This is a genomic window from Ruegeria sp. HKCCA6707, from assembly GCF_013033515.1.
Taxonomy (GTDB): domain Bacteria; phylum Pseudomonadota; class Alphaproteobacteria; order Rhodobacterales; family Rhodobacteraceae; genus Ruegeria.
This window is the reverse complement of record NZ_WQEG01000001.1, coordinates 402611-426192: the sequence shown is the minus strand read 5'-3', so window position 1 is coordinate 426192 and position 23582 is coordinate 402611. Positions and strand designations below refer to the sequence as shown.

The following is a 23582-nucleotide window of genomic DNA, read 5'->3' as shown; positions in this document are numbered from 1 at the left end:
AACGAATGAATGGAAGTTGTGATGCCCCAGTCGAGACAGTCCAACAAGGACGCCTATGCTTTGATCCTCGAAGCCATTGATGTCGGCGTCTATAAACCGGGCGACCGTCTGGTCGAAAGCGATCTGGCAGAACGCTTTGGCGTGTCGCGCACCCCGATCCGAGAGGCGTTGCAGCGGCTTGAGACACAATCGCTGCTGGAACGCGATGGCCGGTCGCTGATCGTTGCCTCGCTGGATCACAACCAGATGGCCGAGCTTTACGTGGTGCGAAGCGAGTTGGAAGGGCTAGCCGCCGGGCTGGCCGCGCGTCATGCGACCGCCGAAGAGATCAAAGTGTTGCAGGATATGGTTGCCGAGGACGCCGCACTGGTGGGGGATCCACCTGCGTTGTCACGGGCGAACCGCCGGTTTCACGAACAGATCCATCTGGCCTCGCATAACCGTTATCTGGTGCAGCAACTGGATCTGGTGCATCGCAGTATGGCGCTGATGGCCACCACATCGCTGGCGGTGCAGGGGCGCGGTGAGATCGCATTGCGAGAGCACAAGGCCATTGTGGATGCCATCGCTGCCCGCGACGAAGAGGGTGCGGCGCGCGCGCTGAAAGACCACATTTCGGATGCGTTCATGACACGGCTAAAACAGGATGCGGTTGATCGCGAAAAATAGCATCAGCTGACCGGAGATTCCTCTGACGCATGGCCATGTTGGGTCTTGTCCCAGAAGAACGGTTTTACCATCAATCCCCAAAGGCCTTTATAGGCAGCCAGCACGCCCAACGGGTAATAAAGGATCATGGTGGGCACCCATGGGATCAAGAAACGCCTTTGGCCTGCGATAACGCCCAATGCTCCGGCTGCGATGTTTGTCAATTCGGCCAATAGAAACAGCCCGAAAAACACCGGCAACAAAGCGGGGCTTGCAACCGTTTCAAACGGGTGCGCCATCCCCAAAGCCGAAAGCCAAAACACCCAAAGCACTGGGGCCAAAAGAAACTGTCCAACCGTTCCCAAAAAGAAGGCCTGAACCCCCAGAAATTTGCGCCAACCAAGCTCTTGCAGTAGTTTTTTGGGTGACCGCATATGCACCAGATAGGTGACCATGAAGCCCTTGAGCCAGCGTGAACGCTGTTTGACCCAGGGCCAGGCGCGGAAATTGGCCTCTTCATAGGTGGTGGTTTCCACAATCTCGGTCCGGTATCCGGCGCGGCAGAGCCTGACGCCCAGATCAGCATCCTCGGTCACGTTGTGAGCATCCCACCCGCGCAGCTTCAGCAGCTTGTCGCGCTTGAAAAAGAATGTGGTGCCCCCCAACGGTACCACCAGCCCAAGCTTGGCGATCCCCGGTAGGATCACCCGAAACCAACTGCTGTATTCAATGGTAAAACAGCGCGACCGCCAATTGGTGCGGGGGTTGTAGTAATCGAGCATGCCTTGCAGGCAGACCACATCCTCGGACGCCTGGGCAAAGCGGCGCACAACGGTTTCGATCTGGTTGGGGACAGGTGCGTCTTCGGCGTCCCAAACTCCCAGGATCTCACCCCGGCAGAAATCCAGCGCATAGTTCATTGCGCGCGGTTTGGTCGTTAGCTTACCCAGCTCGGGCACCTCGACCGTTCGGATCCAATTTGGGAGCCGAACGTTGCCGAGAGTGGCGCGGGTAACCTCGTCGCGCTCTTCCAGCACCAGAACCACATCCAACAGTGCTTTGGGATAGGTTAGCCGCGACAGGCGTTGGACTAGGGCCGTCGCAATCTCACGCTCTTTATAAAGCGGGACCATGATCGATACGGTGGGCAGGCGAATGAAAGGTCGTTTTTCCGGCTCAGGTTCAGGCTCATATCGCAGCAGGTAGGTCAAAAGCCCCACCAGTCTAAACATCATGAACAGACATAGAGTCAGAATGGCCGCACCCAACAGCAGAGCCAGCCCCAGTTGGGGCATGGAAAAACAACCTGCGCCCAGGGCGGCCAGTGCAATCACGGGCCGGATGCGGGACCGCGCGGTCCAGTTGCGACAACTGTGGGCGGGCCTGACCCGCGCCGCTGCCTTGCGGGCGAGATCTTTTTCATAAAGCCTGCGAATATTCGTCTCGATCTGGTTTGGGTCCGCCAAGACCGGGGCAACGCTATGTCCCTTTTTGCGCAACGCTTTGGACGCCTTTTTGAACAGGTGTGGGCGAGCGGTTGCGATCAGCAGAACGGGGCCCATACGCATCCAGGGTATGAGGTTATGTTCCAGCCAGAACCCGACCGGCATGACGTCGCACAGGTTAGTATCGGCCGGGGTCTGTTCCAGATCAGCAATCTGCAACCCGCTTTGATGGGACAAGGCGGCCATAACTTCTTCGCGCGCGGCCCAGCCTTCGCCAACAAGGATTTCACCCAAGGGTGCTTTCAGGCGCGTTTGCAAATGTAGCGCCTTTGCAAGTTGCCCGGGTGTGATGACACCCAGTTCGACCAGAAAGGCACCGATCGGCTTGCGTTTGTCCAGGGCCGGGACCGGGGTCGCGCGTGCGAGATGCTGGAGATTTAACTCAACCATAAAAAAAGACCCTGCCGGTTTAACCTTCGGCAGGGTGCTTACTTAGGGTTAACAGCGGGTTAACAGAAACGAATCAGCTGTTAGACTGTCTCTTTCCGGGCTGCCATTGCAGCGGCAAACCGTTCGAACAGATAGAAACTGTCCTGCGGTCCGGGCGAAGCCTCGGGGTGGTATTGCACGGAATAGACCGGGCGGTCCGACATGCGGATGCCACAGTTGGAACCGTCAAACAGCGACCTGTGGGTTTCCACTACCCCATTGGGCAGAGATTGTGCGTCGACTGCAAAGCCATGGTTCATCGAGGTGATCTCGACCTTGCCGGTTTCCAGATCCTTGACGGGGTGATTGGCACCATGGTGGCCGTGGTTCATCTTGACGGTCTGTCCACCCAGAGCCAGGGCCAGCATCTGATGCCCCAGACAGATGCCAAAGACAGGCAGATCGGTTGTGTCCAAGATCTCTTTGATCATGGGTACCGCGTATTCACCGGTTGCCGCCGGATCGCCCGGGCCGTTGGACAGGAACACACCGTCGGGCTCATAAGCCAGTACATCGGCCGCCGTAGCTGTTGCCGGAAGAACGGTTACGTCGCACCCGGCAGAGGCCAGGCAGCGCAAAATGTTGCGCTTGGCGCCGAAATCCAAAGCGACGACCTTGTGCACAGGCGCTTCCTGCCGCTGATAGCCCTCGGGCCAGGCCCACCGCATTTCGTCCCAGCGATAGCTTTGGGCGCAGGTCACATCCTTGGCCAGATCCATGCCTTCGAGCCCGGCAAAGCCCCGTGCCGCAGCCACCAGCGCCTCGATATCGAAGTTGCCCTCGGGATCGTGGGCCAAGGCCACATGCGGTGCGCCTTGCTGCCGGATTGCCCGCGTCAGACGACGTGTGTCGACGCCGCCAATGGCAATCCGCCCGCGCCGTGCCAGCCAGGTCTTCAATTCTTCAGCAGCACGCCAGTTTGATGGCTCGGTCGGATCCCATTTGACGACCATGCCGTCCGCGACCGGATCACCGGTCTCATCATCTTCAGGGTTTACGCCGACATTGCCGATATGCGGGAAGGTAAAGGTTACGATCTGGCCCGCATAAGACGGATCGGTCATAATCTCTTGGTACCCGGTCATCGCGGTGTTGAAGCAGAGCTCGGCCTCGGTCTGGCCTGTGGCACCAAATCCAATTCCATAAAAGAGCGTTCCATCTGCCAAAGCCAGACATGCTGTGGGCTTGGACGGGGCGTTCTGGGCCATGGCGCGACTCTCCTATATGGTAAACCGGCGCATACCTAAGGGGGATAGGCCTTTGGGTCAAGCCTGTTCAAATTTTGGGCTATTGTTGAAAAACAATGACTTAGCTATATCCGTCTCCCATTGTGCCCGCCTTTTTGTTTCGATATGGTCGGGGTTCATTTTGCCATGGGGATGGACAAACCAAATGGACATGCGATCAAGGGTAACTGCAGCCCTAAAGCAAGCTATGAAAGACAAAGAAGCCGAGCGTCTGTCGACGCTTCGCCTGATCAATGCCGCGATCAAGGATCGCGATATTGCTGCGCGGGCATCCGACAATGAAGAGGTCAAAGGGTGTGGCGATGCGGAGGTTCTTGAAATCCTTGGTAAAATGACCAAGCAGCGCAAGGAAAGCGCGCGTGCCTATGAAGAGGGCGGACGTCTGGATCTGGCCGAGCGTGAATTGCGCGAGGTCGAAGTGATCGAAGAGTTCCTGCCAAAGCAACTGGATGAAGACGAAGTTTCAAGCGCGATTCAAACCGCGATCACGGCCACGGGTGCGGGCTCAATCCGCGATATGGGCAAGGTCATGGGCGAGTTGAAAACGCGCTATACCGGTCAGATGGACTTTGGCAAAGTCGGCCCGATGGTCAAAGACCACTTGTGCGCCGCTTCCAGCAACGGGTGCTGACCTACTGCGCGGCCCCGTCGCGCAGTTTCACCGTCAATTCGTCATAAAGAGCGATCCGTTCTTCTTCGGATAAAAACGCTCCGATCTCGACCTCGCGTCCCTCTCCGATGAGGGTGACGTAATGCGGGACCGGCCCGCCTTTGGGATGCATCTCGGGCCGTGCCCAGTAGCGGTTGCAAGTCCAGATCTGATCACCTTTGCGCGGATTATGATGGACCAGACGCGCCTGCGTCCCGCTGAGCGTCAGGACTTCGGAAATGCTGCGCGCGCGATAGTTCATCTCGATCGCCAACCACAGGCCCAGCACGGTGATCAGCAGGAACGGTAATAACCCCCACAATATGGCAGAGCCCAGCATCGCCAGCACCGGGATCAGGCCGAACAGAAACACACCCATGACAACGCCCATAGCCCCGCGCGGCGGCAGAGAGTTATGCGGCCAGAGGCGCAGCTCTTGCTCGGTTTCAGACATGGTGTTCCAATGGTACGGCATGGGTTCAGAGATAAACCAGATCAGGCCAAAGTCGAAGGGCTTATCGTCACATCACATGGCCGACACGGGCCCAGGACAGGGCGTCATCCAACCGATCATCACCCCAGAACACTTCGTTCTGCACAACAAAACTGGGCGCCCCGAAAACGCCAAGCTTCACGGCTGTTTCGGTCTGCTCGACCAGGGCCTGCTCCATGTCTGCAGCGCGTGCCCTGGCCAAGACAAGCCGAGGGTCCTGTTGCGTGCGGTGCAGAGCCTCGGTCAGAGCGGCCTCGGATCCAGCCTCGACCCCATCTTCGAACCACAGCCGATATAGCGTCTGGGTAAAGCTCTTACCCCAGCCTTCGCTCATCCCCAGCAAGGCGACTTGGTTGGCCAGTTGTAGATCAGAGATCGGGTAAGGTGCGGGCAGGCTGGCATGGATGTGGTACTTTGCCGCCCGCCGTTCGATATCGCGCCACATATAGGCAGACTTCACGGGTTTACCCGCAAAGGGAACGTTCTGCTGCGCGGTCATTACGGTGCGCACGTTGAACGGTCGCCAATTCACGGATGCGTTGTTCTCTGCGCACCACTCATCCAGCCGAGAAATGGTCAGAAAGCTGTAGGTGCTGCCGATCGAGTACCAGAAGTCGAACTCAGCCATTCCAGAGCCTCCGTTCTGTTGGGGGCTCTATCATAGCCCAGAAACGCGCAATTGGCGAATGCGTGATTGCGGGCAAAGAAAAAACCCCGCCACTTGGGCGGGGTTTCTATTGGGTCAGATCGGGATCAGTGCGCGTGGCCTTTGTCCCAGTCTTCCTGCTTGGGCAGCTGCTCGAACGTGTGTTCGGGCGGCGGCGAGGGCAGGGTCCATTCCAGCGTGTCCGCGTATTCGTTCCAATAGTTGTTCTGGGTCACACGTGCGCCACGGAACAGAGCGTAGAACACGATACCGAAGAACAGCAGGAACGAGGCGAAGGACACAAATGCGCCGATTGAGGATACAAAGTTCCACTGCGCAAAGGCCTCGGGGTAGTCGATATACCGACGCGGCATGCCCTGACGGCCCAGGAAGTGCTGAGGGAAGAATGTCAGGTTGGCGCCGATGAAGAACATCCAGAAGTGGATCTTGCCCCAGAACTCGGAGTATTGACGCCCTGTCATCTTGCCGAAGTAGAAGTAGACCCCGGCAAAGATCGCAAACACGGCCCCCAAGCTCATCACATAGTGGAAGTGCGCGACCACATAGTAGGTGTCGTGATAGGCGCGGTCGATACCGGCCTGCGACAGAACCACACCGGTCACACCACCAACGGTGAACAGGAACAGGAAGCCAAAGGCAAACAGCATCGGAGTTTTAAACTCGATGGACCCGCCCCACATGGTGGCAATCCACGAGAAGACCTTAACGCCGGTGGGTACCGCGATGACCATCGTGGCCAGCATGAAGTAGGCCTGCTGACGCAGCGACATGCCAACTGTGTACATGTGGTGCGCCCACACGACAAAGCCCAGCACGCCGATTGCGATGATCGCCCAGACCATCGGCAGATAGCCAAAGATCGGCTTGCGCGAGAAGGTGGCGATCACGTGGCTGATGATGCCAAAGCCGGGCAGGATCACGATATACACTTCCGGGTGGCCGAAGAACCACAGGATGTGCTGATACAGGATCGGGTCACCACCACCGGCCGGATCAAAGAAGGTGAAGCCAAAGTTGCGGTCCATCAGCAGCATGGTGATCGCGCCCGCCAGAACCGGCAGAGACAACAGAATCAGCCACGATGTGACGAAGATCGACCAGCTGAACAGCGGCACCTTGAACAGGGTCATGCCCGGGGCACGCATGTTCAGGAACGTGGTGATCATGTTGATCGCGCCGAGGATCGAGGAGGCGCCCGATACGTGCACGGCGAAAATCGCAAGGTCCATGGACATGCCGCCTTCGGTTGTCGAAAGCGGTGGGTAAAGAACCCAACCCACGCCCGAACCAAGCTGGTCATTGCCACCGGGGCTGAGCAGCGAGGCCACGCCCAAAGAGGTGCCTGCGACATAAAGCCAGAAGGACAGGTTGTTCATCCGCGGGAACGCCATATCCGGCGCGCCGATCTGCAACGGCATGAAATAGTTGCCAAATCCGCCGAACAGAGCCGGAATGACAACAAAGAACATCATAAGAACACCGTGATAAGTGATCATCACGTTCCACAGATGTCCGTTGGGGGTACAAGGATCGGCCATGAAGCCTTCGAGGCACATATACTGTACACCGGGGTGCATCAGCTCAAGCCGCATGTAAACGGTCATCGCCACCGAGATGAACCCGGCAATCGCCGAGAAGATCAGGTAGAGAATCCCGATGTCCTTGTGGTTGGTCGACATGAACCAGCGCTGAAAGAACGAGCGCTCGTCTTCATGATCATGACCGTGAATGGCTGCGTCTGCCATTATGGGTGCCTCCTGTTGCAACGACACCGCGCAGCCAGACCTCTCCGGCGCGCGGGTTTCCCGGTGGTTTTAGATTGCGAAGGGGCGACCTTCAATGGTCGAGTTTGATCTGAATCAAGAATAATTGTCGCGGGGCAGGGCCGCAGGCTTGCGATCCCTTCCAATCTGGGGAGGAGAAGTCGGATTTCAAGCACGGCACGACATCTCTGTATTTGTTCCTTGACCGTGGGTTTCATGGACCTCAGAAAAAGAAGCAACAGAACGACCGGAGATCGTCGATGACCGCATATGACCCCGAAAACATCTTTGCCAAGATTCTACGAGGCGAAATCCCCTCGACCCACGTTTACGAAGATGATGACACGCTTGCCTTCATGGACATCATGCCGCGCACCGACGGGCATCTGCTGGTCATTCCCAAGACACCGTGTCGAAACCTTCTGGACGCAAGCCCCGAACAGTTGGCAGCGGTCATGGCAACAACGAAGAAAATGGCTTTGGCGGTAAAAGCGGCCTTTAGCGCCGATGGGGTCACCATCCAACAGTTCAACGAAGCCGCAGGCGGGCAGGAGGTCTTTCACCTGCATTTCCATATCTTGCCTCGTCACGAGGGCCTGCCGATGCGCCCACCTGGAAATATGGGAGACATGGACGCCATAGCGACTCATGCCGAGAAAATCCGTGCGGCGCTGAACTAACGCTTCGCTCCGTCCCAAAATTCGTTGCCAAGTTGGCGCGCAGGTCAGGTTTCTCAATGCAACGGGACCGTGGCAGAAAAACTGTCCTGTAAAAGAAAAGTGCCGTTCCGATATGGGGTCGGAACGGCACACTCGTACTCACAACACATCTCGGATCTCGTTGGGTTTTGCCCTCGATCACCGGTAACACACCACTCACTCATGAACGGTAAGTACACATTACGTGGAGTGAGGCCATTTGTGAGGAGCAAAGTGAAAAATCCCTAAATTTTACGGAAATCTGGGGTATTTCACGCTCAAACGGGAAACAGAAGTTTCAGGGGCAGTCTATTGTCACCAAACTGTCGTCAGATGACGATTCGACAAACGCATATCAGAGGCTCAGTCGTCGCCAAAAACCGTCTCGAATGTCCTCTGCAGCGCGACATCAACAACTGCCATCGTCACCGGTAAGCCCAGATCGACCAGCGAGGTTACACCATGGTCTTGGATGCCGCAGGGAACGATTCCGCTGAAATGTTCCAGATCAGGTTCCACGTTGATCGAGATACCATGGAAGCTGACCCATTTACGCAATCGAATGCCAATGGCTGCGATCTTGTCTTCGGCGGGCTGGCCGTTGGCAGTCAGAGGCTTGTCTTTGCGTTGAACCCAGACGCCCACGCGTCCCTCGCGAATCTCGCCGGTCACGTTGAATTCTGCCAACGCAGAGATCACCCAATTTTCCAGCTGTTTGACAAAGCGCCGGACATCGTGGCCGCGTTTGCCCACATCCAGCATCACGTAGACAACCCGTTGTCCGGGTCCGTGATAGGTGTACTGGCCACCGCGTTTGCTTTCATAGACAGGAAAACGATCCGGGTCGGTCAGGTCTTCGCGCCGGGCCGAGGTCCCTGCGGTATAAAGCGGGGGATGTTCCAGCAACCAGATACACTCATCCGCCTCGCCAGCCGCAATTGCTGCAACGCGTGCCTCCATAAAAGCGACAGCGTCGTCATAATCGGTCAGACCATCCGAGGTTTTCCATTCCATGGGGTGTCCATAGACCGTCTTTGAAACCAAGAAAAGGGCTCAGGCCGCTTCGGCCAGGCAACGTTGCAGAACCTGCGCATAGGTGTCCGTACCCTGTGCTCCGGTCAGCAGGTATTTGCCGCCAAACACCATCGACGGCACACCGGAAATACCACGGCTGGTCCAGAACTGTTGTTTTTCGCGCACCGGTGCGACATGCGCGCCCGAGGTCAGGGCTTCGCGCGCTGCTTCGGGGACGAGCCCGGCAGCCTCGACCGCCACCAGCAATACATCCGTGTCCGAAACATCGCGTTGTCGGGTGAAATAGGCGTCAAACAGAGCAAGCTTGAGCGGGTGTTGCCGCCCTTGGGTTTCCGCCCAGTCCAACAATTGATGCGCTGCAAAAGTGTTATAGATCCGGCTGCCCTCGTCGAAATTGAAGGCAAAGCCCAGCTCTTGCCCCAAAGCGGTCAACCGATCGCGCGCTTGTTGGCTCTGTTCCGGGGTCGAGCCATATTTCTCGGTGATATGTTCGCGCAGGTTCTGACCGTCAGGCCCCATATTCGGGTTCAACTCAAACGGATGCCAGCGCAACTGCGCCAACACGCCTTCCTGCTGCAACGCCATATCAAGCTGACGAAACCCCACGATGCACCAGGGGCAAACAACGTCCGAGACGATATCGACCTGCAAGGTCGGGCGGGGATCTGGTGAAGACATGAGACGGTCCTGAACGTGGTGTTGTTTTGGGTGTGAGCCTTAAAGATATGAAGCCCGGACAGGAATTCAAACCGCGTCGGCAATTGCCTCTTCACAATGCCCAAAACACGGTCTATACGCCCCTCTACCAAGTCAATGACAGTGCGGTCGTGGCGGAATTGGTAGACGCGCAGCGTTGAGGTCGCTGTGGGGTAACACCCGTGGAAGTTCGAGTCTTCTCGACCGCACCATTTCACATTTTGATGTGAAGTCCGCTAACAAATCAAAGATTACAGACGCTTGCTGAGTTCTGTGCGCGCTTGGGCCGTTGCGAGCGATCAGGGTTTTGGACTATGACGTGCCCCGGCAAGACGTCATCGCAGAACAGCGCGGTGGGCTTGAAGAAATCCTACGATCTTAAGGAGTTATTCGCCTCAGTCGGCGGGCGCTTGAGTTCAAGGTCTGCACCCGCGCGCTTTAGAGAGGCAATGTGACATATCAGGGCGCATGTGCCACGTCTATTCAGTTTCGCCGTTTTCACACACCTCAGTGCAACATCTTCCGGACAATGCGCAGATCGGTGTCGCGGGTTGGCTTGGGCTTGTGTAAGAAAGGGCTCAAGAGCAAACCAGACCAAAGCACATGTCCCAGACCATTACTGTATTCACCACGATGAAGAATGAAGGCCCCTATATGCTGGAATGGGTCGCGTATCATCGGTCTTTGGGCGTCGACCACTTCGTGATTTTCACCAATGATTGCGAGGACGGCACCGATGAGATCGCGGGGCGCCTGCAGGCGTTGGGTGTGGCCACCCATGTGGACAACGCCGTGGGTGAGGGGGGCAACCCGCAGCACCAGATGCTGCGGCGGGCGCGGCGGCAGAAATGGGTGAAACGGGCCGATTGGCTGCTGTGTCTGGATGTGGATGAGTTCTGGAATATCCGCTGCGCTGACAACAGCTTTGGCGGGTTGATCGAGGCTGTGGAACAGAAAGCAGGGCAGCAGGTCGATGCGATCTCGTTTGCCTGGCGGCTGTTTGGCAGCTCAGGCAATGTGAGTTTCGAAGACAGGCCGGTCACGCAGGCGTTTTCGCTGGGGGATAAAGAGTTTCCCTATCACTCGGGCCGGGCTTACGGGCTCAAGACCTTGTTCCGCAACAACGGCAAATTCACCCGTTTTGGGCCACATCGTCCAAAAGGGTTTGATGAAGAGGGCGCGCAGCAGATTGCCTGGTCTGATGCCGGCGGAAATCTTTATCCAGCAAGCGATGTGGGCTGGCGGGCCTGGCGGAATTTTGACCATAGCTTTGGGCGCATCCATCATTATTCGGTGCGGTCGCTGGAAGGGTTTCTGATCAAGCGGGATCGCGGGCGTACCAATCATATCAAGGTCGACCAGGGGCAATCCTATTGGCAGGATATGAATGCCAATAAGATTAGCGACAGCTCGATTACGCCTCTGGCGGAACGGGCTGCGCCGATGCTGGCCGAGTTCAAGGCGGATGCAGAGCTGAGCCGTTTGCACGCGCAGGCCTGTGACTGGCATCGCGCCAAGATTTCCGAGATCAAGACACGACCGGATTGGGTCGAATTCCGGTCCTGGCTGGCCGACAATCTGGTGTGACCGCCATGGATGAAGACCTGCCCAAGGACCTGCGCCAACCCGAGCACCCCGAACGCAAGACCGGGTATGAGCGGATCCTGACCGACCCGCCGCCGCCCTGGTTTGTCGAGCTTTATCCCGGAGGATCGGGGCGCGGCGCTTTCGAGAAACTCGACCGGCATTCGATCCTGTTTCATCACCGGGACAAACGGCGATTGGTGGTCAGCTTTGACAATATTGCCAATGTCAACGACCTGTCCTTTGCGCGTGAGCCCTGGGGGTGGAAGTTCTTTCGCGACATCGGCTGGTCTCATTTGGGGGTCTTTGCCCGCACCAAAGCCTGGTTCCGGGATCCCGAGATTCTGTCATTCATGCAAGCCAAGGCAGATTCGGGGTTTTTCGCGCAGTTTGATCAGGTGGTTTTTGCAGGCGCGTCGATGGGCGGGTTTGGCGCGCTGACCTTTTCCGCACTCGTGCCGGGATCGACTGTGATTGCGTTCAATCCGCAAACCACTCTGGACGAGCGTTTGGTGCCTTGGGAAACGCGGTATCGTTTCGGGCGGGTGCAGGATTGGGATTTACCGCTTGGTGATGGGGCCAAGACATTGGAGCAGGCGGGCCGGGCTTATGTCTTTTATGATCCGTTTTTCGAGTTGGACCGGATGCATGCGGCGCGGCTGCAGGGCGCCAATACGGTGCTATTGAAGACCTGGTTCTCCAACCATTTTGCCGCACCGATGCTGCGAAAGCTGGATATGTTGAAGCCGGTCATGCTGGGCGCGATGGACGCGACATTGGAAGAGGCAGAGTATTACCGCCTGATCCGCGCGCGCAGGACCTTGCCCTGGTACATGCGGGGGATCGAGGCGGCAGGGCAAGAGCGGCACCCGCAGCTTGTTCGCAGCGCGCGCCAACGGTTTCGGCAATTGCGTCGTGCAGCAACGGCGGCAGGCCCGGATGGGGATGACGCATGAGCCGCAACCGGGGCGTCTTTATCGGACAACGCAAAGACCGGTTGGGCGCGCGACTGCTGATGTTGCTGACATGCATCCGCCTGGCCGAAGATTTCGACACAGATTATCGCGTCAACTGGTTTCCAAAAGGCAGCGACGCTCCCGAGCTTGAAAACCCATCGGAATTGTTCAGCGAAGACTGGATGAAAGCGCAGTTTCTGGACGGCGCCACTTTTGACGCGCTGACCCAGACGGCGCTGCCGATCTGGTCCTTCCTCAACGACGAAACCCCCGATCGTTTGCTGGCCCATCTTGTCGAGGGGCGTTCTGTTTTGGTTGACGAAGGCTTCGAGGTTCTGTCGTTTCCCTGGGAAGACATCGAGGCCATCCGCCCGCGCTACCGCGCGTTTATCCATCAGATCGGGTTTACCCCCGAGTTGCGCGCCATCATGGACAAGGTGGACGCGGCCTTGTCTGGAAAAGGGGTCTCTGCCTATCACATCCGGCGTGGGGATATCCTGAACGGCTTGCCCTGGAAGCACACCACTTGGCCCGCCAAGATCGAGCCCGAGGAGCTATATGAAGCGCATCTGGACAAGCATCCGGGCCGTCCAGCCATCATGTTTTCCGATCAACCCGAACTGATTGCCCGGTTCAAAGAGCGGTACCCGGATCTGATGCAGATGTCCGATATCGCCGATCTGTCCCCATTGTCGCGGGCCAAACGCGACTTTATCGAGCTTTACACCATGTCCCGCGCGGATGAGGTGATCGCACCCTATATCTCGGCCTTTTCCATGGCGGCTGCGCGCATCTCGGGCCATCAGCGCAAAGTGTTTCGAGATGTTCTAAGCCCCTCAGAACTTGAGCAGGCCCGAGCCAAAGTGATCGCGCGCTGCGCCCGGGGGCCCGAGGCGTTTCTGAACACGTCCGAGGCGGCGCATGTCTATGCCAAGGCGGTGCAGTACCTTATTGCCGAAGATCGCTGCCAAGAGGCATTTGACCATGCCAAACCGATATTGGAGGCGGGTTCCGATAATGCGTTTTTGCCGCTGTTGCAGGCGCTGAACTGCCTGTATCTGGGGAAATGGGCCGAAGGCGAGGCGTTAGCGCGGCAAGGATTGCAGAACCCCGATATCTGGGCCGAAGACCATGCGGTTCTTACGGCCCTGTTGGCGGCTGTGCTGGGCGCACAGAAAAAGCGGTGGGGGGCGACCTTGTGCTTTGCACAAGCCTTTTGGGCAAAGCCCATGCGCCCTGATGTGGTCGTCTTTGGATCAAGAATGCTGTACCGGGATCAGATTGCCTTCCGAGCGTTGCCTCCGGTCGATTGGGCGCTGCAACGGCAGTTGCGTCAGCGCCGCTTTGCGCCTTTCAACAACCTCTATTTGGTTCAGCAGAAAGTGCTTGCACGTCAGCCCTGTAACTTCGATCTCATCTTGCTCGATTGGGGTAGCCTGGCATTGGATCAAAAGGCGCGGCGTTTGCTTGCCAATCAGGGGCGTTTGCAAGCGCTCGAGCGCGGATTGGTTGAAGCAACGGATTTTCCCAAGGATGATCCGCGCTATCAAACCGCGCAAACCTTTTTGCACTGCCATATGGACCTGCTGTCACCAATGCAGGCAATCGACCGGTTGCGCCAGCTTGCGCGGAAAATGCCCGAACATGCGCTTACTCACAAACGTTTGGCAGAGCTTTATCTAAAGGACGGAGATCAAAGGTCAGCCCGTCAGGCGATGGCTGATGGTTTGGCCTGCGATCCCGAAAACCCGTTTCTTATCTTTGCGATGGGGCAAATGCTTGAGCAAGTCGGGGCAGAGGATATGGGCCAGCGGCAAATCCTTCAGGCCGCTCGGCTCGACAAGAGCACCGCCGCGCTGCAAGGCATGGCCGGGCAGATATATCTGCGTCGGGGCAACAAGGACAAAGCGCGCATCTTCCTCGAAAAAGCACATTCCCTGTGTCCTCCCTACAAACGTTTTGCGAACCAATTGAAACGCGTTGCAGCCTGATGTCTCGGAGGCCACCAAAATACCTTGTTCAGGGTGGGGCTTTGGTCTTGGTTGGAACCGCCAAAGCGCCTAGGCTTTGGAAAACCAATAAATGTGCGCCGCGCGGCTGCGTCATGCAGTCAAGCGGCAAGAGGGGCAAGCAGTGACGTCGGAACAGGATACGCGTTTTGTCAGTGTGACACCGATGAAGAACGAGGGCCCGTTTGTGCTGGAATGGGTGGCCCATAATCAGGCTGTGGGCATTGATCAGATGGTTGTTATGACCAATGACTGCACCGATGGCACCGATGCGCTGTTAAACCGTTTGGACGAGCGGGGGGTCTTGATCCATGTGGACAACAACTCTAGCCGCCCAACCAGCCCGCAGAAGCGCGCTTATAGAACCTTTCTCAAACGCGAATACGCCCGCCCGCAGGATTGGGTGGTCGTGATCGACGCGGATGAGCTGATCAACGTCAAGACCGGCGACAATACGCTGCGGGCGCTGACCCAAGCCATTCCAAAGGCCAAGACAATCTCGATGACCTGGCGCTTGTTCGGCAATGCGGGCGTCGTGGAATATCAGGACGGGTTTCTGTCGGATCAGTTCCGCATGGCGGCGAAAGAGTTCAGCCCAAGGCCGTCTCAAGCCTGGGGGTTCAAGACCCTGTTTAAGCGCGAGCTTTGGGATGCCATCGGTGTGCACCGCCCCAAGCGCCCAACCGTTGAAACGATGGAAGACTGCCATTGGTATAACGGATCGGGGCAGCTGATGCCTGATCGCTATTACGAGGCCAGTTGGCGGTCGGCGCGCGACTCCGTGGGGTATGAGCTTGTGCAGCTGAACCATTATGCGCTGAAATCCTGTGAAAGTTATCTGGTGAAAAAGATGCGCGGGCGGGCGCATCATTTGGGGGAAAGCCTGGGACTGGAATACTGGAACATCATGAACCGCAACTTTGTCGAGGACCGCTCGATCGACGCCATTGCGCCGCGCAAGCAGGCCCGGTTCGACGCGTTGATGTCCGATCCCGAAACGGCGCGGCTGCACACGGCCTGCTGTGCGCTGCATCGCGAGAAAATCGCCGAGCTGCGGCAGGTGCCCGACATGCAGGATCTGATGCGGCAGATGCTGGGGGATCCGGCGGCGGCCCCTTAGCGGGCCAGGTAGCTGATGTGACTGAGGAAAAGCGATGTTGTGGCTTCACATAGGCATGCCCAAAACTGGCACCACGGCGTTGCAGGGTTTCATCCGGGGCAACGAAAAGGTTCTGAGCCAAGTCGGACTACGATACATGCATGCAGGTCGCAAGCGCGAGAGCGATCGCCGTCCGAAAATCAGTCACAACATGATTGCCTTTGACCTCAACGGCGGCGGTGAAGTGGTGGCGGAAATAAAAGAAGCGATGGCGGGTGAATACGCCCAGTATCGCGAAGGCACCTGTCTGGTTTCGTCCGAGATGTTCTATTCGGTCGACATGACCGAACTGGCGCGCATCTTTGCGGACATTCCCAAAGATGAAATGCGGGTGACGTTTTACTGTCGCAGATACTCGGATTTCTTCGAGGCCGATTACAAGCAGCGCGCTAAAAACGGGCGTTTGGCGCCAGGTGGGACAGCCTATATCCGGCAGCGTTTGAAAGCCATCGCGGACGCGCCTCAGAACTATACGTTCACCGGCGCAGCGCGCCGCGTTCGGGCTGCGTTTCCTGATGTTGAGGTTGTGCCCATGCTTTATGATCGGGCCGAGATGGTGAACGGCAATGTCATTGACGACTTTCTGACCCGAATATCGGTTCCGATCCCTGACACGCTCTCCACCGACAGCCCTTCAAATCCGTCTTTGTCACGCCCCGCCAGCGAGGCGTTCGGGATCGTCAGCCGGGCTATGGGACGGCAGAAAAGCCGTCAGTTGCGGCGCAGCGTGTTGGAAGATCCGACGCTTTATCGTCGCCATGATGTGCTTGAGCCCTCGGAACGCGAATGGCTGGACGGGTATCTGGCCGAACATGATGCAGAGTTTCAAACCGAGTTTTTTCCTGAGCGTGCGACGTTGTTCGCCCCGACCGAACTGGATGAAGCCGCCACTCAGTTCCGGCGTGATACCCCGGAAGAGACAGAGGCGCTGCGTCGCGCCTCTGAGATTGTGTTCCGGCTGGTGCTGACAGGCTGATCGCAGGCTTATTCTACCGGGATCTCTTGCCGCAGCCGCCCGGTTGTCTTGTCAAAGATCAGAATGCGGCTGTCATCGGTCACGACCGCATACCAATTGTTGCCGATGGTGACAGCCTGGGCCTTGGCGCCATCGGGCAATTCGATCTGATCGGGCAGGGTAGGGGTGCGATCCGATAAGCGGATGACAATCAACGCAAAGGTCACTAGAACCCCGCCAATCATCACCGCGGTCAACAGCATGACCATGCGCCGCAGTAATCGCAGCTGAGGCGTTTCCTGCGGTTCCTGAGGGTCGGAAGGGACAGTCATGGGCACCCGCCTGATAGAGTTTCACATCGCGGCCGCACCGCCGCCTCGCCTTGATAAGGCGCTTTCGCGGGATGTTCCAGACAGCGCCGCCTTGTCGCGCACGCGGCTAGCGCGCCTGATCGAAGAGGGGGCGGTACAGGTGGACGGGTCCGTGGTCAAAGACCCAAAGGCCAAACCCATCGAGGGCGCGCATGTGGCAATCACATTGGCCGAGGCCGAAGACAGCCATATCGGCCCCGAAGATATCCCGCTCGATGTGATCTATGAAGACGCGGATGTGATTGTGGTCAACAAACCTGCGGGCATGGTGGTCCATCCTGCGCCGGGTTCGCCCAGCGGGACACTTGTGAATGCGTTGCTGCATCATTGCGGGTCGGACCTGTCCGGCGTTGGTGGCGTAAAGCGCCCCGGAATTGTGCATCGAATCGACAAGGAAACCAGCGGTCTGCTGGTGGTTGCCAAATCGGATGCCGCGCATCACGGGCTTGCTGCACAGTTCGAAGCTCACAGTGTTGAACGGTATTACCGAGCGCTGTGCTATGGTGTGCCCGACGCAGGCGACCCGCGCCTGCGCGGGGTCAAAGGGGTCAGTTTCGAGCCCGGCAACATCCTGCGCCTAACCACGCAACTGGCGCGGCACAAGACCGACCGCCAAAAACAGGCGGTGCTGTTTCACGGTGGCCGTCACGCGGTGACCCGCACCCGCGTGGTCGAGAGCTTTGGCGACCCGGCCTCAGTCGCGTTGGTCGAATGCTGGTTGGAAACCGGCAGGACCCATCAGATCCGGGTTCACATGGCCCATGCGGGCCACGGTCTGGTGGGGGATCCGGTTTACGGCGGCAAGCGAAAACTGCCCGCACGGGCCTTTGATGCGGCAACAGCCGAGGCGGTGCGTGGCTTTCCGCGCCAGGCTTTGCATGCGGCAGTTTTGGGGTTCGAACACCCGATTTCGGGTGAAAAGCTTCGGTTTGAAGCCAAATTGCCCTCTGACATGGATAAATTACTACAACACTTGCGCGGGGAATGACACAAACCGCAAAACACGGTGATTTCGAAATTCTTAGCTTTCCTTTATCAACCGTTAATTTCAAACTGCTAGCAGATCCTCTTGAATGATCCGGTATCGGTTCCCATATGCCATGTTAAGGGCTTAAACATATGTCCAGGGGGCAGTAACACATGTCAAATTACAAAAATCTTCCCGCACCAACGCCTGAAGGCGGTCTGAACCGTTATATGCAGGAAATCCGCAAATTCCCGCTGCTTGAGCCGGAAGAGGAATACATGCTGGCCAAGCGTTGGGTTGAGGAACAAGACACGGCGGCCGCCCATAAGATGGTCACGTCGCATCTGCGCTTAGCGGCCAAGATTGCCATGGGCTATCGCGGTTATGGCTTGCCACAGGCCGAAGTGATCTCGGAGGCGAACGTGGGCCTGATGCAGGCCGTGAAACGCTTTGACCCCGAAAAAGGCTTCCGTCTGGCGACCTATGCCATGTGGTGGATCCGCGCCTCGATCCAGGAATATATCCTGCGGTCATGGTCTTTGGTGAAACTTGGCACCACCTCGGCGCAGAAAAAGCTGTTCTTCAATCTGCGCAAGGCCAAAGCCCGGATTGGCGCGTTGGAAGAAGGCGATTTGCACCCCGACAACGTAGCCAAGATCGCCACCGATTTGGGGGTCACCGAAGAAGAGGTGATCAGCATGAACCGTCGGATGTCTGGTGGCGATGCCTCGTTGAACGCCACGGTTGGCTCTGAAGGCGAAGGCACGATGCAATGGCAGGATTGGCTGGAAGACGAAGATGCTGACCAGGCCGGGGATTATGAGGCCCGCGACGAGCTGGAAGCGCGGCGCGAGCTGTTGACCGCAGCGCTTGACGTCCTGAATGACCGGGAAAAAGACATTCTGACCCAGCGCCGTCTGATGGATCAGGCCGTCACTCTGGAAGAGCTGAGCACGCAATACAATGTCAGCCGCGAACGCATTCGACAGATCGAAGTGCGCGCGTTTGAAAAACTGCAGAAAAAGATGCGCGAATTGGCTCGCGAAAAGGGAATGCTGGGCCAGCACTGACCAACCCAAAGCTTGTAAAAGACCGGTCCATGCGGCCGGTCTTTTTTGTTTGGTATTTGCGATCAGTGACATGACAGGCCGGTTGCGCGGTGATAGGGGTGACCAAGTTGGTGGCGCTAACAGGTCGTGGGAGGAGAAAGATGCAGAAACCGGTTCAGTGGGGCATTCTGGGGGCCGCAAAATTTGCGCGTCAGTATATGGGACCTGCCATCCACGCAGCAAACGGTGCCCGCCTTGCGGCACTTGCCACATCCGATCAGGCCAAGGCGGCTCCGTTTCAAGAGTTCTGCCCGGATCTGAACGTCCATGACAGTTATGATGCGCTGCTTGCCGACCCGCAGATTGATGCGGTTTATGTCCCGTTGCCCAACCATTTGCACGTGGAATGGAGCTTGAAGGCGCTGCAAGCGGGCAAGCATGTGCTGTGCGAAAAGCCGATGACGATGCGGGCCGAAGAGTTCGACCAGTTGATCGCGATGCGTGATGAGACCGGCCTGTTGGCGGCCGAAGCCTATATGATCGTACATCACCCGCAATGGCAACTGGCCCGCAAACTGGTGCACGATGGTGCGATCGGTAAGCTGCTGCACGTCAATGGCGCGTTTTCGTTCGACAATCGTGAAGACACGACAAATATCCGCAACCGCGCCGAAACCGGCGGCGGCGGGCTGCGTGATATCGGGGTCTATGTGATCGGGTCCACGCGCTTTGTCACCGGGCAAGAGCCCGAGACCGTGCGCTCTCAGATTCGGTGGGAAAACGGCGTCGACGTCTTTACCGAGATCAACGCACGCTTCCCCGGGTTTACGTATTCCAGCTATGTCTCCACCCGGCTGCATCCCAATCAATGGATGGAGTTCCATGGAGAGGGCGGGGTGATCCGCCTGACCGCCCCGTTCAATGCCCGCGTCTTTGGTGAGGCTCGGGTTGAGCTGCATCGTCCAGGCCTGGAAGTGCAAATCACCCGGTTCCCCGGCGATGATCACTACAAGCTGCAGGTCGAGGCCTTTTGCCGGTCGGTGCGCGACAGGGTCGACTATCCGTGCCCGTTGGAGTTTTCGCGCGGGACCCAGGCCATGATCGATCAGGTGTTTGCCAACGCCGAAACGCTCTGACCCGATCTTGCCAAAAGGGCGGGCGCAGGACTAACCTGTTGCCCACCCAATCAGGAGAGGGATCATGGCTGGTGGCTGGGCACGTGATGGTGCGGTAAGCGAACAGATCGAGGCCTCAATCAGCGATGAGCTTGCGCGCATGCAGGCGCAAAAGCGACCTGTGGGCGAAAGCCTGACCCATTGCGCCGAATGCGAAGAACCGATCCCAGAAAAACGCAGGCAAGCGATGCCTGGTGTAAAGCTGTGCCTCGATTGTCAGCAGGATCGAGACAGCAGTTTCAAAACGCGCGGCGGCATAAATCGGCGCGGGTCGAAAGACAGTCAGTTGAAATAGGCCAGTTGTAGATGCGCGAGACCCAGCACAAGCCCGTGCGTTGGATGCAGAACGGATTGGTGTTTGGTTTCCTGGCGGCCTTTCTGTGGGGCACACACAGCGTCATCGTACGGTTTCTGACAAGTGATCTCGGCGGCTTGCAGATTGCTGTTATGCGTTTATTCATTGCAGCGCTTGCGATTTATGGAATGCTGCGTCTGATGCGCGCGCGCCCGTCGGTTAAGCTTCGGGATTGGAACTTCCGATTGGCTGCTCTGGCAACCGTTGTGAACTACATCCTGTTTCACATCGGGCTGGAATATACGGGTGCGGCGAACGCGATGGTGCTGGAAAACACCGCGCCTTTCTTTGTGCTGGTCTTTCTGTATTTCTTCGCCAATGCCTCTGTCGGTAGAACCGAGGTTCTCGCGACGGCTTTGGCCATATTCGGTGTCTTCCTCACGGTCTTTCGGGATATCGAAGGCGGAGGAGATCCTTTGTTCGGGGACCTTCTGGAAATCGGAGCAGGTCTGAGTTGGGCGGTCTTTCTGATCACCAGCAGTCGGGCGATGCAATCCTCTCAGACTACGACCGAGCGGCTCAACTTTCTGTTTGGGATATTCCTGTGTTCGGGCATCTTGCTTATGCCGCTCGCGGTGTTCTCGCTGCAGATGCCCTCCGCTGAGGATTGGGTCTTCCTGTTTCTGCTGGGCATTCTGCCCACTGCGATGGCCTATTATTTCTGGTACGAGGCCGCAGCGCGGGTCTCAACCCTGACCGCAACACTTCTTTTTGCGGCCTCTGTTGTTTTTACGTTTGTCAATTCCGCAATCTTTCTTGGGGCAACAATCACATTGCTTGAAATCATTGGCGCCGCTTTAATTGTCGGCGCGATCTTTTTGACTTCCCTGAAGAAAAGCAACGGTTGAGTTCAGCATCGTGCCTGCGCCCGCAACGCAAGCGACAGAATATGCTGCTGGCCCGCATCGCCGTGTGGCCAAATATCGCCAGTGTCGACAAACCCTGCTTTGCGATAGACCGCAATGGCCGCGGGGTTCGCAAGGTTGACCGTCAGATATAGAGTTTTTGCCCGCGGGTAGAGCCCCGGTAAATAGGTCCGTAGCGCCTGCATCGCGGTGGTCCCATAGCCTTTGCCTTGAACACGATGGTCCAGAATAACGGCCCTCAGGCCCAAATCTTTTTTCGATGCGAACGGGTAATCTGTGCCATAGGCGCGATCGATTTTAAACAGGCCGATCGCCCGCCCATGGGCGTTGATCTGATGCAGATCGAAACGATCCGCTGGTTCGGCCAGAGCTTCGGCCACTGTGCCAGCGAATTTCAACTGATCAGGCCGCAATCGGATGTTCGCGACCTGATCCGCGTTATCACGGTCCAGCGGGTGGAGGGTGATCACCCCTCCAACGCTTCCAACTCGTCGATGAAGCCCGAGATCATCGACAGGCCTTTGTCCCAGAACTTGGGGTCGCTGGCGTCCAGGCCGAAGGGGGCCAGCAGTTCGGAGTGATGCATCGACCCACCTGCGCGCAGCATGTCGAAATATTTGTCTTCGAACCCGTCCGAGCCTGTCTCGTAAACCGAATAAAGCGCGTTCACCAACCCGTCGCCGAAGGCATAGGCATAGACATAGAAGGGCGAGTGGACGAAATGGGGTATATAGGCCCAGAAGGTTTCGTAGCCTTCCATGAATTCAAATGCCGGGCCAAGGCTTTCGGCCTGAACGCTCATCCACAGGGCGTTGATGTCATCGGGGGTCAACTCGCCCTCACGCCGGGCGGCGTGCAGCTTGCATTCAAAATCGTAGAACGCGATCTGGCGCACGACGGTGTTGATCATATCCTCGACCTTGCCCGCCAGCAGCACCTTGCGCTGCTCCGGTGTCTCAGCCTGATCCAGCATCTTGCGGAAAGTCAGCATCTCACCAAAGACCGAGGCGGTTTCGGCCAGGGTCAGTGGCGTTGAGGACAGCATCTCACCTTGGCCTGCGGCCAGCACCTGATGCACGCCGTGGCCCAGCTCATGCGCCAGAGTCATCACATCGCGGGGTTTACCCAGATAGTTGAGCATCACATAGGGGTGCACATCGGTGACGGTGGGATGGGCAAAGGCGCCGGGCGCTTTGCCGGGCTTGACGGCGGCGTCGATCCAACCTTTGGAAAAGAACGGCGCCGCAAGCTCGCCCATGCGCGGGTCAAACGCGGTATAGGCGTCCATGACCGTTTTCTCGGCCTCGTCCCAGCCCACAATGCGGGTGTCTTCCATCGGCAGGGGCGCGTTGCGGTCCCAGACCTGCATCACGTCCAGCCCCAGCCATTTGCGCTTCAACTCGTAATATCGATGGCTTAGCTTGGGATAGGCCGCAACAACGGCCTCGCGCAGCGCTTCGACCACTTCGGGTTCGACATCGTTTGACAAATGGCGACCGGTCTGCGCGGTCGGCATGTTGCGCCAGCGATCAACGATTTCCTTTTCTTTGGCCTGTGTGTTGTGCACCCGGGCGAAGGTTTTGATATTGTCCTGAAAGACGCTGGCCAACTCGCGCGCGGCGGCCTCGCGTTTGGCGCGATCCTGTTCGGTCAGCAGGTTCAGCGTGCCTTCGATATTCAGTTCTTGGCCGTCCACCGTGAAACTCAGACCCGCGATCGTTTCGTCGAACAAACGCTCCCACGCGTCACCGACAACACCCAGATCGTGCAGAAATTTCTCAAGCTCATCCGACAGCTGATAGGGTTTCATCGCACGGATGCGGCGGAATACGGGCTCATACCGGGCCAGATCAGCATTGGCGTCGAAATGCGCATTGAGTGCGTCATCGTCGATGCGGTTGATCTCCAGCGTGAAGAAAACCAGCGGCGTGGTGAAAACGGTGATCTTTTCCTGCATGTCAGACAGGAATTTGGCGCGGTCCGCGTCGGTGGTCAGCTGATAGTATCGCAGCCCCGCAAAGGACATGATGCGCCCGGTGATGCCATTGATCTTTTCATTGCGCGTCACGCAGGTCAGCAAACCTGCGGCGTCCAGTTCCGCCAGCTTGCCTTCGTAATCGGTGGCAAAGGCGGCGCATTCCTGTTCCAACCAATCCAGATCGCGCGACAGTTCGGGCGCGTCTTCCGACGTATAGAGATCGGTCAGATCCCATTCCGGCAGGTTGCCCAGATTGTCAGAGCCGCCACCGGCATTTGCGTCACGGACGGGGAAGGGAAGGTCGCGCATGGATCACCTCGGATTAGCA

Annotated in this window: 23 protein-coding genes and 1 tRNA gene; 14 read left to right on the top strand and 10 right to left on the bottom strand. The window is 57.6% G+C overall.

The window, feature by feature from the left end:
- The first annotated feature begins 21 nt into the window (after positions 1 to 21).
- Positions 22 to 669: a GntR family transcriptional regulator gene (locus tag GOW40_RS02070; RefSeq protein WP_171230845.1), complete on the top strand. Its 648-nt coding sequence runs from the start codon at positions 22 to 24 to the stop codon at positions 667 to 669.
- Between the two features lie 2 nt (positions 670 to 671).
- Here the strand turns inward: GOW40_RS02070 and GOW40_RS02065 are convergent, their stop codons facing one another.
- Positions 672 to 2543 (bottom strand): glycosyltransferase, encoded by a 1872-nt coding sequence (locus GOW40_RS02065; RefSeq protein WP_171230844.1) that lies wholly within the window; start codon positions 2541 to 2543, stop codon positions 672 to 674.
- Between the two features lie 80 nt (positions 2544 to 2623).
- A complete protein-coding gene (carA, locus tag GOW40_RS02060; RefSeq protein ID WP_171128970.1) occupies positions 2624 to 3790 on the bottom strand; it encodes a glutamine-hydrolyzing carbamoyl-phosphate synthase small subunit in 1167 nt (388 codons plus the stop codon).
- A gap of 184 nt (positions 3791 to 3974) precedes the next feature.
- On the opposite strand from carA, the gene GOW40_RS02055 reads away from it, so the two are divergent.
- Positions 3975 to 4460 carry a GatB/YqeY domain-containing protein gene (locus GOW40_RS02055; protein WP_171098417.1) on the top strand — a complete coding sequence of 162 codons (486 nt, stop codon included), beginning with the start codon at positions 3975 to 3977 and terminating at the stop codon, positions 4458 to 4460.
- A 1-nt stretch (position 4461) separates the two neighbouring features.
- Here the strand turns inward: GOW40_RS02055 and GOW40_RS02050 are convergent, their stop codons facing one another.
- From GOW40_RS02050 to ctaD, 3 genes are all read right to left on the bottom strand, one after another.
- Positions 4462 to 4953 carry a DUF2244 domain-containing protein gene (locus GOW40_RS02050; protein ID WP_171128972.1) on the bottom strand — a complete coding sequence of 164 codons (492 nt, stop codon included), beginning with the start codon at positions 4951 to 4953 and terminating at the stop codon, positions 4462 to 4464.
- Between the two features lie 46 nt (positions 4954 to 4999).
- Positions 5000 to 5599 (bottom strand): 2-hydroxychromene-2-carboxylate isomerase, encoded by a 600-nt coding sequence (locus GOW40_RS02045; RefSeq protein WP_171136369.1) that lies wholly within the window; start codon positions 5597 to 5599, stop codon positions 5000 to 5002.
- Between the two features lie 125 nt (positions 5600 to 5724).
- Positions 5725 to 7383 (bottom strand): cytochrome c oxidase subunit I, encoded by a 1659-nt coding sequence (gene ctaD / locus GOW40_RS02040; protein ID WP_171098423.1) that lies wholly within the window; start codon positions 7381 to 7383, stop codon positions 5725 to 5727.
- A gap of 278 nt (positions 7384 to 7661) precedes the next feature.
- On the opposite strand from ctaD, the gene GOW40_RS02035 reads away from it, so the two are divergent.
- The gene (locus tag GOW40_RS02035) at positions 7662 to 8081 is read left to right on the top strand and encodes an HIT family protein (protein WP_171128977.1); all 420 of its coding nucleotides are present in this window, start codon (positions 7662 to 7664) and stop codon (positions 8079 to 8081) included.
- A 381-nt stretch (positions 8082 to 8462) separates the two neighbouring features.
- Here the strand turns inward: GOW40_RS02035 and lipB are convergent, their stop codons facing one another.
- Positions 8463 to 9113: a lipoyl(octanoyl) transferase LipB gene (gene lipB, locus GOW40_RS02030; RefSeq protein ID WP_171128979.1), complete on the bottom strand. Its 651-nt coding sequence runs from the start codon at positions 9111 to 9113 to the stop codon at positions 8463 to 8465.
- Positions 9114 to 9152: 39 nt separating this feature from the next.
- On the bottom strand, positions 9153 to 9812 hold the full coding sequence (locus tag GOW40_RS02025) for a DsbA family oxidoreductase (RefSeq protein WP_171128982.1): 660 nt from the start codon (positions 9810 to 9812) through the stop codon (positions 9153 to 9155).
- Between the two features lie 143 nt (positions 9813 to 9955).
- Between GOW40_RS02025 and GOW40_RS02020 the strand changes: the two genes are divergently transcribed.
- The 6 genes from GOW40_RS02020 (at position 9956) to GOW40_RS01995 (ending at position 16514) form a co-directional block, all read left to right on the top strand.
- A tRNA-Leu gene (locus GOW40_RS02020) sits at positions 9956 to 10042 on the top strand.
- Between the two features lie 391 nt (positions 10043 to 10433).
- A complete protein-coding gene (locus tag GOW40_RS02015) occupies positions 10434 to 11417 on the top strand; it encodes a glycosyltransferase family 2 protein (RefSeq protein ID WP_171136370.1) in 984 nt (327 codons plus the stop codon).
- Positions 11418 to 11422: 5 nt separating this feature from the next.
- Entirely contained in the window at positions 11423 to 12370 is a 948-nt protein-coding gene (locus GOW40_RS02010; protein WP_171128986.1) for a hypothetical protein, read from the top strand.
- Positions 12367 to 14361, top strand: a complete 1995-nt coding sequence (locus GOW40_RS02005; protein ID WP_171128988.1) for a hypothetical protein — start codon at positions 12367 to 12369, stop codon at positions 14359 to 14361. The genes GOW40_RS02010 and GOW40_RS02005 overlap by 4 nt, the downstream gene beginning before the upstream one ends.
- 91 nt (positions 14362 to 14452) lie before the next feature.
- Positions 14453 to 15499, top strand: a complete 1047-nt coding sequence (locus GOW40_RS02000) for a glycosyltransferase family 2 protein (protein ID WP_254444229.1) — start codon at positions 14453 to 14455, stop codon at positions 15497 to 15499.
- 55 nt (positions 15500 to 15554) lie between these two features.
- On the top strand, positions 15555 to 16514 hold the full coding sequence (locus GOW40_RS01995; RefSeq protein WP_171230843.1) for a hypothetical protein: 960 nt from the start codon (positions 15555 to 15557) through the stop codon (positions 16512 to 16514).
- 8 nt (positions 16515 to 16522) lie between these two features.
- Here the strand turns inward: GOW40_RS01995 and GOW40_RS01990 are convergent, their stop codons facing one another.
- The gene (locus tag GOW40_RS01990; protein ID WP_171128992.1) at positions 16523 to 16825 is read right to left on the bottom strand and encodes a DUF6476 family protein; all 303 of its coding nucleotides are present in this window, start codon (positions 16823 to 16825) and stop codon (positions 16523 to 16525) included.
- Between GOW40_RS01990 and GOW40_RS01985 the strand changes: the two genes are divergently transcribed.
- The 5 genes from GOW40_RS01985 to GOW40_RS01965 all read left to right on the top strand — a co-directional run bounded on the left by GOW40_RS01985 (position 16824) and on the right by GOW40_RS01965 (position 21258).
- A complete protein-coding gene (locus GOW40_RS01985; protein WP_171128994.1) occupies positions 16824 to 17852 on the top strand; it encodes an RluA family pseudouridine synthase in 1029 nt (342 codons plus the stop codon). The genes GOW40_RS01990 and GOW40_RS01985 overlap by 2 nt on opposite strands.
- Before the next feature lie 152 nt (positions 17853 to 18004).
- Positions 18005 to 18901: an RNA polymerase sigma factor RpoH gene (rpoH, locus tag GOW40_RS01980; RefSeq protein WP_171098456.1), complete on the top strand. Its 897-nt coding sequence runs from the start codon at positions 18005 to 18007 to the stop codon at positions 18899 to 18901.
- A 140-nt stretch (positions 18902 to 19041) separates the two neighbouring features.
- Entirely contained in the window at positions 19042 to 20016 is a 975-nt protein-coding gene (locus tag GOW40_RS01975) for a Gfo/Idh/MocA family protein (protein ID WP_171128996.1), read from the top strand.
- A 64-nt stretch (positions 20017 to 20080) separates the two neighbouring features.
- The gene (locus tag GOW40_RS01970; protein ID WP_171128998.1) at positions 20081 to 20350 is read left to right on the top strand and encodes a DksA/TraR family C4-type zinc finger protein; all 270 of its coding nucleotides are present in this window, start codon (positions 20081 to 20083) and stop codon (positions 20348 to 20350) included.
- Between the two features lie 11 nt (positions 20351 to 20361).
- Positions 20362 to 21258, top strand: coding sequence for a DMT family transporter (locus tag GOW40_RS01965; protein ID WP_171129000.1), 897 nt, complete (start codon positions 20362 to 20364; stop codon positions 21256 to 21258).
- A gap of 2 nt (positions 21259 to 21260) precedes the next feature.
- Here GOW40_RS01965 and GOW40_RS01960 read toward each other — a convergent pair whose 3' ends face one another.
- The gene (locus GOW40_RS01960) at positions 21261 to 21746 is read right to left on the bottom strand and encodes a GNAT family N-acetyltransferase (RefSeq protein ID WP_171129002.1); all 486 of its coding nucleotides are present in this window, start codon (positions 21744 to 21746) and stop codon (positions 21261 to 21263) included.
- Entirely contained in the window at positions 21743 to 23563 is a 1821-nt protein-coding gene (locus GOW40_RS01955; protein ID WP_171129004.1) for a M3 family oligoendopeptidase, read from the bottom strand. Before GOW40_RS01955 ends, GOW40_RS01960 begins: the two co-directional genes overlap by 4 nt.
- Positions 23564 to 23582: the final 19 nt, after the last annotated feature.